The organism is Reyranella soli (genome assembly GCF_007992495.1).
In the GTDB taxonomy this organism is placed as follows: Bacteria; Pseudomonadota; Alphaproteobacteria; order Reyranellales; family Reyranellaceae; genus Reyranella; species Reyranella soli.
This window is the reverse complement of record NZ_BKAJ01000013.1, coordinates 26,049-38,800: the sequence shown is the minus strand read 5'-3', so window position 1 is coordinate 38,800 and position 12,752 is coordinate 26,049. Positions and strand designations below refer to the sequence as shown.

Genomic DNA, 12,752 nt, shown 5'->3' with positions numbered 1-12,752 from the left:
GTCGGTCTCGCCCGCCGGCAGGAAGCGGGGGTCGCCGGCGCCGGTGGTGATGAACACGACCTTGCCGGGTCCGAGGTTTTTCACGATTTGCTGCGCGGCCAGCATCGACAGCGGCCCGCCGCCCTGCGCGGCGCGCGCCGCTTCGTAGAGATGGACGATGACATTGCGCGAGGTCGGCGAGATGCGCGCCTCGACCGTCACCAGGCGGTCAATGTGCTGGCCGATCAGCGCGAGCTGCGCTTCGGTGGTCGAGGAGTGGTTGGCGACGTGGGTGGCGACATCCATGGTTCGAGCCCCCTAGTGCGTCAGCCCGGCATCGGGCGGCTCGAGGTTCTTGCGCACGATGTTGGACAGGAACTGCATGCAGGCCATCGAGGTCTCGCCGTCCAGGCCGTCGACCAGGAACTCGGTGGTGCAGTACATCGCCTCGAGCCCGCCGGCATCGAGGCAGGCCTGGATGATCCGCTTCTCCATCTCGGGCGAATGGATGAGCTGCGGCTTCTTCAGGAGGTAGGCGAGGCAGGCTTCGATGCCGTAGCAGCCCCAGTTCGACATCATCGCCGGCACCACGACATCGGTCTTCACCACGGTGGCGAGCGCCTTGCCCTTGGGCATGGTCTTCACGACGGCGTCGTAGATCGTGCCGAAGCCAAGCTCGTTGCCGTGATCGCCGATGCCGACCGAGAAGATCTTGCGGCGCTTGGCCTCGGTCACGACCCCGCCGATATCGATGCACCCCTCGAACATCGACTTCGGCCCGGTGAGCGGCAGGCCGGTCGCGGTGTGCACGTTGCCGTCGGCGCCGGCGCCAAGCCGCTCGGCGCTGACCACGGCCTTGGGCTTGTACCTGGCGTAGATCTCGGCGATCCACGGCTTGATCTGCGACTGCTCGGTCGGCGCGTTCTCGATGGCGGCGCCGAGATGGCGGTCGCGTGCCTGCTCGAACGGCTTCACCATCAGGCCGGCGGCCTCGCTCGAGGCGACGATCGGATCGGCGTGGCAAGCCTCGTTGACGTAGACAGGGACGGCGCCCAGCCCGCGATAGAGGATGCGCGCCAGCGAGGCCGCGCCCGGCGGGCCGTCGCTCTCGCCCTTGGGCATGGTGGGCTCGTAGCCTGCGCCGGTCATGATGAAGACAACGTCGCCTTTGCGCAGCGCCTTCTGCAGTCCCTTGGCGGCGGCCATCGTCACCGGTTTGTTGCCGGCCTTCCTGCGCGCCGCCAGGTACATCGGCAGCAGCACGCCGTGCGGCATGCCGTGATTCTTCGCTTCGATGGTGATCAGCCGATCCACCGCCTCGCCAACCATGTCGAGCATTGCAGTCCCCGAAAATTGAACCCCTGCCCAGATTAGGGCGCTTTGCTCAGTGATCGCACAAGTTCAATTTTTGCTTCGACACGATGCTGGATCGGCATCAGTATCGAATCGCATGACCAACGCCCATCTCCGCTACTTCACCGCCGTTGCCCGCCACGGTTCGATCCGCGAGGCCGCGGAGGAACTGCACGTCGCGCAATCAGCGCTCAGTCGCCAGATCCAGAAACTCGAACACGAGCTTGGCGTGCCGTTGTTTCAGCGCCATGCGCGCGGCGTCGAATTGACGTCGGCGGGCGAGATCTTCCTGCGCCATGCGCGGTCGAGCCTGCGCCAGGACGAGCGCGTGCGCTCCGAGCTCGACGCGCTGAAAGGGCTGCGTCGCGGCACGATCAACCTGCAGGCGATCGAATCGCTGGTGCCGGGCGTTCTGCCGCAGGTGATCCTGAAGTTCAGTGCCCGATATCCGGGCATCACCTTCAACGTCACGATCGATCGCACCGACCGCATCCTCGCCGCGGTGCGCGAAGGTCGTACCGACATCGGGCTCGCCTTCTATCCGACGGTCGAGCCCGAACTCACCAGCGTGTTCAAGATGCGCGAGCCGCTGGTCGCGCTGATGTCGCCGCGCCATCCGCTGGCCAAGAAGGCCAAGGTGTCGCTTGCAGAAGCGATCGGCTACCCGATCGCCCTGCCTCTGAAGAACTCTGGCAGCCGCATGCTGATCGACCTTGCCTGCAAGGCGGCCGGCATCTTCATGATGCCGTTGCTGGAGACCAACTCGATCCAGCTCCGTGTGCAGTTCGTGCATCTCAACAACGGTCTCACCTTCCATTCGCGCCTGTCGGCGGCCGACAGCCTCAGCACCGGGAATGTCATCGCCGTTCCGATCCGCGACCGCATCGTCAACAGCGCGACCATCGAGGCGATTACCCATTCCTCGCGCCAGCTTCCGCTCGCGGCCGAGGAGTTCCTGCGATTCCTTCAGGGTGAAATGCAAAACCTGCGCGAGCCCCTCAGCAACGCAGCATAGGTGCGTGGCGCGCTTCATGCATCGCGCCGGCGAACGCAAGAGCAAGATGACGAGAGGAGAAAACGTCCATGACCTTCACGCTCGTGGCGCGCTGTCCGAGGACCGGGCAGATGGGCATCGGCATCGCGACCTACTCGATCTGCGTCGGACTCTATTGCAACGGATTGCGCGCCAATGTCGGCGCCACCATGAGCCAGGCCTTCGTCAACCAGGGCAACAACACGTTGGCGCTGCGGCTGCTGGCCGAGGGCTTCTCGCCGACGCACGTGCTCGACGAGCTGAAAGCCAACGACCCCGATTTCGCCTATCGCCAGGTCGCTGTCATCGATCGTGACGGTCGCGCCGCCGCCTACAGCGGCCCCAAGACGCGCGGCTGGTCCGGCCACAAGATCGGCGACGGCTACGTCTCGATGGGCAACGTGCTGGCGGGGCCCGAGGTCGTGGACGCAATCGCCACGGGCTATGAGAAATACGCCGACGAATCGTTCGAGCGCCGCCTGCTGCGTGCCATCGAGGCAGGCCGCGACGCCGGTGGTCAGGTCGGCAATGACGGCCATCTCACCGAACGTTCGGCCGGCCTTTTCGTCTATGGCAACCACGACCATGCCGAACTCGACCTGCGCGTCGACCTGCACGACAAGGCGATCGACGACCTGCGCCGTGCCTTCGAGGAATACGACCTTTATCGCGGTTACTATCGCGACCGCGGCAAGAATCCCCGGGAGGCCATCCCGCAGGTCGAGTTCGCAACCCGCCTCGCGAACCGGGAGGCGGCGCAATGACCTACTCGATCATCGGGCGCTGCCCGCGCACCGGCCGGCTCGGCCTCGGCATCACGACCTTCTCGCTGGCTGTCGGAGGCCGCTGCGAAGGGCTCGCCGCCAATGTCGGCGTCTGCAAGACGCAGGCTTTCCCCAATCGTACCAACGATCCTCTGGGCATCAAGCTGATGGCGCAGGGCTACGTGCCGTCGCGTGTCATGGAGATGTTTGCGGCCAACGACACCGAGCACGACTTTCGCCAGGTCGCCATCATGGACCGCGAAGGCCGCATCGCCGCTCATACGGGGCCGGGTACGCGTGGCTGGTCCGGCCACAAGATCGACGAAGATTGCGTGGCGTTCGGCAATGGACTGGTTGGGCCGCAGGTCCTGGACGGCTTGATCGCCGGCTTCAAGGTGAAGCCGGAAGATGCCCTGGAATACCGCCTGATGCGCGCCCTCGAAGGCGGGCGCGATGCCGGCGGCCAGGGCGATGCGAACAGTCACCGGCCGGAGCGCTCTGCGGCGATCAAGGTCGTCGACCGGCTCGACTATCCCGACGTCGACGTGCGCGTCGACGTCCATCCGACGGCGGTAGAGGAACTGCGGCGCGTGCTCGAGGAATTCAAGCTCTACGAGGAATTCTACCGCGAGCGCGGACGCAACCCGAGCAAGGCGATCCCGCAGGATGTCTTCGTCGCCAACCTCAAGAAACAACGCGCCTAGGAGGCAGCATGACCTACACCATCCTCGGCCGCTGCCAGCGGACCGGCCGCGTCGGCATCGGCATCGCAACCTTCTCGATCACCGTCGGCCGCTACTGCTGGGGCGTGAAGTCGAACGTCGGCGTGACGGTGAGCCAGGCCTTTGCCAACGAGCGCAACAATGCCCTGGCCCTGCGCCTGCTGACGCAGGGCTTCACCGCGCGGGCGGTGCTGCAGCAGCTCATGGACAACGATCCCTACGCTGAATACCGGCAGATCGGCGTCATCGATCGCACGGGCATGGCGGTGGCGCATACTGGCCCGAAGACTCGCGGCTGGTCGGGCCATGTCGTCGGCGAGAACTACGTCGCCTTCGGCAACGGCCTGATGGGGCCCGAGATCGCCGATGCCATCGCCAAGGGCTTCCTGGCCGAGCCAGAGTCCGACCTCGAGCATCGTCTGCTGATGGGCATCGAGGCGGGGCGCGACGCGGGCGGGCAGGGCACGCGCGAGCGTCCCAAGACCGAGCGTTCGGCCGCCTTGCGCGTCTACTCGACCGACGCCTTCGCCGACATCGACCTGCGCGTCGACCTGCACGACAAGGCGGTCGACGAGCTGCGCCGCGTATGGAGCTACTTCAAGCCGTACGAGCCCTATTACCGCCACCGCGAGCGCAATCCACGAGGGGCGATGGGCCAGGAGGAATTCATGAAGACGTTGCAGGCGGCGGAGTAGCCATGACCTTCTCGATCATCGCGCGCTGCCCACACACCGGCCGGCTGGGCCTGGGCATCGCCACCTTCTCGATCGGCTCAGGCGGCCGCTGCGAGGGCATCCAGGCTGGCGTCGGCATCTGCAAGACGCAGGCCTTCACCAACCGCGGCAACGACCCGCTGGCCATCGAGCTGATGGCGCAGGGCCATACGCCGGCGCACGTCATGAAGATGCTGGAGCAGAACGACCCCGACCATGCCTATCGCCAAATCGCCATCATCGATCGCGACGGCAACGGCATCGGTCACAGCGGCTCGGGCACACGGCCGTGGTCGGGCCACCACGTCGGCAAGGGCTATGTCGCCTTCGGCAACGTGCTGGCGGGGCCGCAGGTGCTGGAGGGCATCTGTGCCGGCTTCGAGAAGGATCCCGATACGCTGCTGGAGTTCAGGATCCTGGCGGCGCTGGAAGGCGGCCGGAACTCGGGCGGCCAGGTCGGCGCTGATGGGCACCTGACCGAGCGGTCGGCGGCGATCCGCGTGGTCGCCGATCCCGACTATCCCGACGTCGATGTCCGGGTCGACTTGCACGACGATGCCATCGTCGAGCTGCGCCGCGTGCTGGAGGAGTTCAAGCGCTACGAGGTCTTCTATCGCGACCGCGGCCGTGATCCGTCGACGGCGATCACCCAGGACGAGTTCGTCAGGCGGCTGGAGGCCAGGGCATGAAGAAGCCGTTCCATCTCGCCTGGTTCCTGTCGCAGGGCTACGGTCCCAAGAGCTGGCGCAGCGCCTGGCCGGGCAGCGACCTGCAGCGCTGGATGATGCCCGACATCTTCGTCGATCTGGCCCAGGGTCTCGAGCGCGGCTGCTTCGACTACATCATCATCGAGGACTCGTCGAATGTGCCCTACACCTACAGGGGCAACCACGACACTTACCTGCAGTACGGCGCCAGCGCGCCCAAACTCGATCCGGCGGTGCTGGTGCCGTATCTCGCCATGGCGACCAAGAACCTCGGCATCGTCCCGACGCTCTCGGTGTCGGAGTATCCGCCGTACCTGCTCGCTCGCCTCGTCAACTCGCTGGATCACGTCACCGAAGGCCGTATCGGCTGGAACTGCGTCACAGGCAGCAACGACGGCGCGGCGCAGAATTACGGGCACGAGAAGCATCGGCCGCACGACGAGCGTTACGACGTGGCCGATGAGTTCGCCGAGGTGGTGACCAAACTTTGGGAGGCGTGGGAGCCCGATGCGGTGGTGCTCGACCGCGAGAAGCCGATGTTCGCCGACGGCTCGAAGGTCCATCCCATCAATTACGAGGGCAAGTACTTCAAGTGCCGTGGGCCGATCAACGCACCACGCTCGCCTCAGGGCAGGGTGCCGATCTGCCAGGCCGGCGGCTCGCCACGCGGCCAGCGCTTCGCCTCGCGCTGGGCCGACACCATCATCACCAATGCGCCGACGGTCGAGCACATGAAGGCCTATCGCGAGGAGGTGCGTCAGGGTGCCGTGGCGGCCGGACGCAATCCCGACGACATAAAGGTGCTGTTCCTCGCCCAGCCGCTGATCGACGTCAGCATGGAGGCGGCGCGCGATCGCCGTCGGCTGGAGGAGGTAGACGGCATGAAGCACATCGATTCGACGCTCTCCAGCATGTCGCGCATCACCGGAATCGACTTCTCCAAGTTCGACCTCGACGAGCCGTTGCCGCCGACGCTCACGACCAACGGCCACCAGTCGACCCTCGCCAAGTGGATCGGCAAGACGCCGCGGGCGCTCGCCAGGACCGCGACCGCCAAGCAAGGCATCGACTTCACCGGCACGCCCGACCATGTCGCCGGGGTGATGCAGGAGATCATGGAGGAGGTGGGCGGCGACGGCTTCCTGATGTTCAATCCCTACTTCGACCGCCGCTACGTCATGGAAGTCTGCGACGGGCTGGTGCCCGAGCTGCAGCGCCGCGGGCTGACCCGAAAGGCGTATGCGCACAAGCACCTGAGGGACAATTTGTTGGAATTCTAACGGAGCGCGGACCTCCAGGTCCGCCTCATGCTCTTCTGGACCGCGAGCCTCTGGCTCGCTCATGAGCTTGAGCGAGCCAGAGGCTCGCGGTCCGGAAGAACATGACCATGAGCGAACCTGGAGGTCCGCGCTCCGTTAAGACGCCAGATGGCACGCAACGTCGCGGCCGGCGACCTGGCGCAGCGCCGGCGCCTCGGTGCGGCAGCGGTCGGTCGCAAGCGGACAGCGCGGATGGAAAGCGCAGCCGGCGGGCGGGTTTAGCGGGCTCGGGATCTCGCCCTGCACGGCGGCGCGGCGACGCGGACGTCCCGGGCGAGGCGCCGGCACGGCGGCCAGCAGCGCCTCGGTATAGGGATGCAGTGGCTGGCGATAGACCGTCTCCTTGTCGCCGATCTCCACGATGCGTCCGAGATACATGACGGCAACGCGATCGGCGATGTGGCGCACGATCCGGAGGTCGTGCGAGACGAAGACGTAGCTGAGGCCTCGTTCGCGCTGCAGGTCGCGCAGCAGGTTCACGACCTGGCCCTGCACCGACACATCGAGCGCCGACACGGGCTCGTCGCAGACGATCAGCGCCGGATCGAGGGCAAGCGCGCGGGCGATGCCGATGCGCTGGCGCTGGCCGCCGGAGAACTGGTGCGCGTATCGAGACCCGTGCTCGGGAGCGAGCCCGACCATGGCAAGAAGGGCGGGAGCGCGCTCGCGGCATTCCTTGCGCGAGATGCCGGCGAGACGTAGCGGCTCGGTGACGATTTCATGGACCTGCATGCGCGGATTAAGCGAGCCGTAAGGGTCCTGGAAGATCATCTGGAAGCGCCGGCGCAGCGCCTGCAGTTCTGCTCCCTCGGCGTTGGCGACGTCGCTGCCGTCGAAGATCACCGAGCCCGCCGTCGGCTCGAGCAGCCGGATCAGCAGGCGGCCGAGCGTGGACTTGCCGCAGCCGCTTTCGCCCACCAAGCCCAGCACCTCGCCGCGCGCCACGGAAAGGTCGACGTTCTCGACTGCACGTACGGTGCCGACCTGGGCAATGCCGAGCGGGCCGCCCAGGACGGGGAAGTGCTTGGTGAGGCCGCGCGCGGCCAGCAGCGCCGTCATTGCGCGGCCTCCAGCGGCCGGATGCAGGCGGCGGCATGGTTGGGGCCGAGCGCGAGGAGCGGCGGCTCCTGGCTGCGACAGGCCGCGACGGCCTGCGGGCAACGCGGCTCGAAGCGGCAGCCGCTGGGCAGCGCCGTGGGGGCGGGCACCGTACCCTCGATGACGGCGAGCCGGTCGCCCGCCTGCTCGTCGTCGTCGGGCATGCAGCGCAACAGCGCCGCGGAGTAGGGATGGGCCGCCGCGCTGAACAGCTTGGCGGTCTCGGCGCGCTCGACCAGGCGGCCGGCATACATGACCACGACGCGATGGGCCTGCTCGGCCACGACGCCGAGATCGTGGGTGATGAACAGGATGCCCATGCCGAACTCGGCCTGCAGGTCCGACAGCAGGTCCATGATCTGGGCCTGGATGGTGACATCGAGAGCGGTGGTCGGCTCGTCGGCGATCAGCAGCGCGGGTTCGCAGGCGAGCGCCGCCGCAATCATCACGCGCTGACGCATGCCGCCTGACATGCGGTGCGGATAGTCGTCGTAGCGACGCGCCGCCGAGGGAATGCCGACGCGGTCGAGCAAGGCGATCGCGCGGGCGCGCGCGTCTCGCCTGGAGAGGCCGCGATGGAGGCGCAGCGGCTCGGCGACATGGGCGCCGATCGACAGCAATGGGTTCAGCGACGACATCGGCTCCTGGAAGATCATGGCGATGCGATCGCCGCGGATCGCAGCCATCTCGCGCTCGGTGAGCGGGGCGAGGTCGCGCCCCTCGAAGCGGATCGCCCCGCGCGTCACCCGGCCCGGTTCCTGCAGGAGCCGCATGATGGCCAGTGCCGTGACGCTCTTGCCACTGCCGCTCTCGCCTACCAGGGCAACGGTTTCGTGCGCGTCGACCGAGAAGCCGACGCCGTCGACGACGGTGGTCGCGTCCGCGGCCGGCCCAAAGGCGACGGCGAGGTCTTCGATTTGCAGCAGCGCCATGAAGAGGAAGGGCTCCTTTTGCGGTTCTACAGTTCAGAATGTCTTAATGGCCGGACATTTAGACATTGAACCATACAATAGGGCTCTCTATGGTTCAGGCAAGGGATGAGAAAGGGAAAGCAATGTTGGGGCCATTGGGCGAGGAGTTCTCGACGTTCGCCATTTCGGCGCGCTGTGCGGAGAGCGGAAAGTTCGGCGTCGCGATCTCGACGCGGCCCATGGCGGTCGGCACGCGCTGCCCCTTCGTCAAGCCAGGCCTCGGCGTCGTGGTGACCATGGCCGTCACCGATCCGCGGCTGGGACCTCTCGGCCTGCGCCTGCTCGGCCTCGGCTACTCGGCGGCGAAGACGCTCGACGAGATCTCGATCAGCGATCCGCATATCGAGCATCGTCAGATCTCGGTGATCGATCGCGACGGCAATGCCGTCGCCCGCACCGGCAAGGCGAACCACGACTGGTCGGGCCATTTCTGCGAACCCGGCATGGTGGCGATGGGCAACGGCCTGATCTCCGAGCGCACCGCCTCGGCGATGGCCGACACGTTCAAGAGGATGATAGGCGACGATCTCGAGGCGCGGCTGATGTCGGCTCTCGAGGCCGGCCGTGACGCCGGCGGACAGCACGGCGGCCAGCATTCGGCGGCGCTGGTCGTCTACCGCACCCAGGAATATCCGCTGGTCGACCTGCGCGTCGACGAGCACGACGAGCCGATCGGCGAGCTGCGCCGCATCTTCGATCTCTATCGGCCGCAGATCGAATACTACGAGACCAGGCCCTGGCAGCCGACGGCGCTAGGCGTCGTCGAGGACTGGGTCGAGGCGCGCGCCAAGGCCAAGGCGGGAGGGAAGCCATGACCTTCACCGTCGTCGGCCGTTGTCCGCGGACCAAGATGCTGGGCGTTGCCATGGCGACTCACGCGCCCGCCGTCGGCAATCGCTGTCCGGTCGTCATCCCACGCATGGCCGCGGCCTCGGTGCAGTCGATCGCCGATCCGCGGCTGACCCTGCTCTGCACCAAGCTGATGGGGCTGGGCTATCACGCCGGCAAGATCATCCACGAGCTCGAGAGCAGCGATCCCAACGCGCCGCTGCGCCAGATCGGCGTTGTCGACGCCTGGGGCAACGCCGCCGCCATGACCGGCTCGGAGAACGGCGCCTATTCCGGCCACATCATCGGCCAGGGCTGGCTGGTGATGGGCAACGGCATCGTGGGCCCGCAGGTCACCGAGGCGATGGCCCAGTCGATGCGCACGACCGGCGATGAGCTGCTCGAGGAGCGCCTGGTGCGCGCGGTCGAGGCGGGCGGGCGCGCCGGCGGCCAGGCCGACGGGCACTTCTCGTCGTCGATCCTGGTCTATGGCGACGAGCCCTTCGCCTACATCGACCTGCGCGTCGACGTGCACGAGGAGCCGATCGGCGAGTTGCGCCGGATCTTCGAATGGTTTCGTCCATTGCTGCCGTATTACAGCGAGCGACCCTACAACCCGCGCCTGCCGCGGGACGATCGCTGGCGCGAGCAGCAGCGGTAATAGGCGGGGGAAATCAAAACAGGGGTGTGGCCATCGAGCTGGAGGGGCGTATGCGTGGGGTGTTGAGAACAGTTGTCGCGACGGCGCTGGCCGTCGCCGTCGGCGCGTCGTCCGCGCAGGCACAGAAGGACAAGGACACGTTGGTGGTGGGCGCTTCGCTCTTCACCGATTCCATCGCGCCCACGGGCGGCGCCTATATCACCTTGAGCCTGTGCTACCAGACCTGGGAGCCGTTGGTCGCGCGCGACAACGACGACAAGCTGGTGCCGGCGCTGGCCGAGAAATGGGAGGCGATCAGCCCGACTCACTGGCGCTTCTTCCTGCGCAAGGGCGTGAAGTGGCATGACGGCACGCCGTTCACGGCGGCCGACGTCAAGTTCACGATCGACTATGTCATCGATCCCAAGCAGGTCTATGCGCGCAAGACGCGCATCGCCGGCGTCACCGGCGCCGAGGTGATCGACGACTACACCGTCGACATCAAGACCGCCTCGCCGGCGCCCTTGCTGCTGCGCGGCCTGGCCGACATCCCGATCGAATCCAAGGCGCATACCGAGAAGGTCGGACAGGCCGAGGCGCACAAGAAGCCGATGGGCACCGGTCCGTGGAAGTACGTCGAATGGGTAGCGGGCGACCGCTACGACCTGGTGGCCAATCCCGACTATTGGGGCGGCGCGCCGGCGATGAAGAAGCTGCGCATCCGCGCCATCCCTGAGGGCGCCACGCGCGTGGCCTCGCTGGTCGCGGGCGAGACCGACATCATCGAGGAGATCCCGGTCGACCTGCTGCCGTCGGTCGAGAAGCGCAAGAACCTCAGGATCGATGCCGTCGAATCGTCGGTCAGCCTGGTGCACACCTTCGACACCCGCAAGCCGCCGTTCAACGACGTGCGCGTGCGGCTGGCGCTGGACTACGCGATCGACAAGCAGATGCTGCTGAAGCAGATGCTGGGCGGCTACGGCTCGGTGCTGGACGGTCAGCTCGTGACAAAGGCGACCTTCGGCTACAACCCCAACATCAAGTCGCGGCCCTACGATCCGGCCAAAGCCAAGGCGCTGCTGGCCGAGGCGGGCTTCCCCAAGGGTTTCGAGAACAAGATCAACACGCTCTCGGGCCGCTATCTCTCCGACGTCGACATCGCCAATGCCGTGGCCGGCATGATGTCGGCGGTCGGCGTCAAGACCAGCGTCAACATCGTCGAGGGCGGGGTGTGGTCCCAGCTCGACCGCACGCGCGAGCAGGGGCCGATGTACTCGGTGGGATGGTTCAGCGTCGGCGACGCCGACTTCAACACCGTCTGGTACACCGAGGCGAGCAAGCGCAACTACTGGACCAGCGCGGAGTTCGACAAGCTCTGGCTCGAGGCCCGCTCGACCATGGACGAGGCGGCGCGGCTGAAAGCCTACAACCGCATGATGGAGATCATGCACGAGGAGGTGCCGTCGATCTTCCTGTTCGGCCTGCCGCGCATCTCGGGCCGCAACGAGAAGGTCTCCGGCTGGCAGCCCTCGCGCGATTCGCTGCTGCGCCTGAACAAGGTGAGCGTGAAGTAGTGATTCTCATGTCTTCCGGACTGCCGGCTCCTGCCTCCGCCGAAGCGAAGCCGCTTCGGCTTCGCGCAGGCAGGTCCAGTCAGCCTCATGATCATGAGCCGGCTGGAAGCCGGCGGTCCGGAAGAGTCTGACCATGCGCTACCTCCTGCGGCGGCTGTTGCTGGTGCCTGTGCCGCTGATCTTCGTCATCGCCTTCGTGTTCGTCGTCCTGCGGCTGACGGGTGATCCGGTGGCGATCTATCTCGGGCTGGACGCCACGCCCGAGCAGGAGGCGGTGCTGCGCGCCGAGCTGCATCTCGACAAGCCTGTGCCGGTGCAGTTCGGCTACTTCCTGCTCGACCTGCTGCGCGGCGACTTCGGCACCTCGATCCAGTTCAAGCGGCCGGCCATGGAGGTCGTGGCCGAGCGGCTTGGCTCGACCCTGCAGCTCCTCTCGCTTGGCCTGCTGCTCGCCATCGTGCTCGGCGTGCTGGGCGGCGTCGCCTGCGCGGTATGGAAGGACAAGGTCCCCGATTTCCTCATCTCGGTGCTGGCGGTCGCCGGCCAGTCGATGCCGAGCTTCTGGCTGGGCATCCTGCTGATCCAGCTCTTCGCGCTCGACCTGCAGTGGCTGCCGACCTCGGGGCAGGGCGGCTGGGAGCACATGGTCCTGCCGGTGGTGACGCTCGCCACCTTCCTGGTGCCCAACTTCATCCTGGTGATGCGCGTCAGCGTGCTCGAGACGGCGCGCGAGCAATTCGTCGTCACTGCCCGCGCCCGCGGCGCCGGCCCCGCACGCGCGCTCTGGCTGCACATCCTGCCCAATGCCATCAATCCGGTGGTCAGCCTGGTCGGCCTGCAGCTCGGCCGCCTGATGGGCGGCGCCGTGGTCACCGAATCGATCTTCGCCTGGCCGGGCGTCGGCCGGCTGATGGTGAGCGCCATCTTCCAGCGCGACGTGCCGATCGTGATCGCCGCGGTGTTCATCGTCGCCGTCACCATCGTGCTGGCCAACCTCCTGGTCGACCTGGTGCAGGCGGCCATCGACCCGCGCATCCGGCTCAGGTGATGC

General features: G+C 66.8%; 13 protein-coding genes and 1 pseudogene. 10 read left to right on the top strand and 4 right to left on the bottom strand.

Annotated elements, in window-relative coordinates:
- Positions 1–285: pseudogene (locus tag RSO01_RS04065) on the bottom strand (hypothetical protein); the annotation flags it as partial.
- A gap of 12 nt (positions 286–297) precedes the next feature.
- The gene (locus RSO01_RS04060) at positions 298–1,317 is read right to left on the bottom strand and encodes a glutamate cyclase domain-containing protein (protein WP_147146469.1); all 1,020 of its coding nucleotides are present in this window, start codon (positions 1,315–1,317) and stop codon (positions 298–300) included.
- A gap of 112 nt (positions 1,318–1,429) precedes the next feature.
- Here RSO01_RS04060 and RSO01_RS04055 point away from each other — a divergent pair, with 112 nt between their 5' ends.
- From RSO01_RS04055 to RSO01_RS04030, 6 genes are all read left to right on the top strand, one after another.
- On the top strand, positions 1,430–2,347 hold the full coding sequence (locus tag RSO01_RS04055; protein ID WP_147146467.1) for a LysR family transcriptional regulator: 918 nt from the start codon (positions 1,430–1,432) through the stop codon (positions 2,345–2,347).
- 68 nt (positions 2,348–2,415) lie between these two features.
- Positions 2,416–3,129 carry a DUF1028 domain-containing protein gene (locus RSO01_RS04050; RefSeq protein ID WP_147146465.1) on the top strand — a complete coding sequence of 238 codons (714 nt, stop codon included), beginning with the start codon at positions 2,416–2,418 and terminating at the stop codon, positions 3,127–3,129.
- A complete protein-coding gene (locus RSO01_RS04045) occupies positions 3,126–3,833 on the top strand; it encodes a DUF1028 domain-containing protein (RefSeq protein ID WP_147146463.1) in 708 nt (235 codons plus the stop codon). The genes RSO01_RS04050 and RSO01_RS04045 overlap by 4 nt, the downstream gene beginning before the upstream one ends.
- 8 nt (positions 3,834–3,841) lie before the next feature.
- Positions 3,842–4,546: a DUF1028 domain-containing protein gene (locus RSO01_RS04040; protein ID WP_147146462.1), complete on the top strand. Its 705-nt coding sequence runs from the start codon at positions 3,842–3,844 to the stop codon at positions 4,544–4,546.
- 2 nt (positions 4,547–4,548) lie between these two features.
- The gene (locus tag RSO01_RS04035; protein ID WP_170302831.1) at positions 4,549–5,253 is read left to right on the top strand and encodes a DUF1028 domain-containing protein; all 705 of its coding nucleotides are present in this window, start codon (positions 4,549–4,551) and stop codon (positions 5,251–5,253) included.
- Positions 5,250–6,551: an NtaA/DmoA family FMN-dependent monooxygenase gene (locus RSO01_RS04030; RefSeq protein ID WP_147146457.1), complete on the top strand. Its 1,302-nt coding sequence runs from the start codon at positions 5,250–5,252 to the stop codon at positions 6,549–6,551. The genes RSO01_RS04035 and RSO01_RS04030 overlap by 4 nt, the downstream gene beginning before the upstream one ends.
- A 135-nt stretch (positions 6,552–6,686) precedes the next feature.
- On the opposite strand, the gene RSO01_RS04025 is transcribed toward RSO01_RS04030, so the two are convergent.
- Together RSO01_RS04025 and RSO01_RS04020 are read right to left on the bottom strand one after the other, a co-directional pair.
- Entirely contained in the window at positions 6,687–7,649 is a 963-nt protein-coding gene (locus RSO01_RS04025) for an ABC transporter ATP-binding protein (RefSeq protein ID WP_147146455.1), read from the bottom strand.
- Positions 7,646–8,620 (bottom strand): ABC transporter ATP-binding protein, encoded by a 975-nt coding sequence (locus RSO01_RS04020; protein ID WP_147146453.1) that lies wholly within the window; start codon positions 8,618–8,620, stop codon positions 7,646–7,648. Before RSO01_RS04020 ends, RSO01_RS04025 begins: the two co-directional genes overlap by 4 nt.
- A 122-nt stretch (positions 8,621–8,742) precedes the next feature.
- Here RSO01_RS04020 and RSO01_RS04015 point away from each other — a divergent pair, with 122 nt between their 5' ends.
- From RSO01_RS04015 to RSO01_RS04000, 4 genes are all read left to right on the top strand, one after another.
- A complete protein-coding gene (locus tag RSO01_RS04015) occupies positions 8,743–9,474 on the top strand; it encodes a DUF1028 domain-containing protein (protein ID WP_170302830.1) in 732 nt (243 codons plus the stop codon).
- Positions 9,471–10,148: a DUF1028 domain-containing protein gene (locus RSO01_RS04010; protein ID WP_147146450.1), complete on the top strand. Its 678-nt coding sequence runs from the start codon at positions 9,471–9,473 to the stop codon at positions 10,146–10,148. Before RSO01_RS04015 ends, RSO01_RS04010 begins: the two co-directional genes overlap by 4 nt.
- Before the next feature lie 50 nt (positions 10,149–10,198).
- A complete protein-coding gene (locus RSO01_RS04005) occupies positions 10,199–11,701 on the top strand; it encodes an ABC transporter substrate-binding protein (RefSeq protein WP_170302829.1) in 1,503 nt (500 codons plus the stop codon).
- Positions 11,702–11,834: 133 nt separating this feature from the next.
- Positions 11,835–12,749 carry an ABC transporter permease gene (locus RSO01_RS04000; RefSeq protein WP_147146445.1) on the top strand — a complete coding sequence of 305 codons (915 nt, stop codon included), beginning with the start codon at positions 11,835–11,837 and terminating at the stop codon, positions 12,747–12,749.
- Positions 12,750–12,752 lie beyond the last annotated feature (3 nt).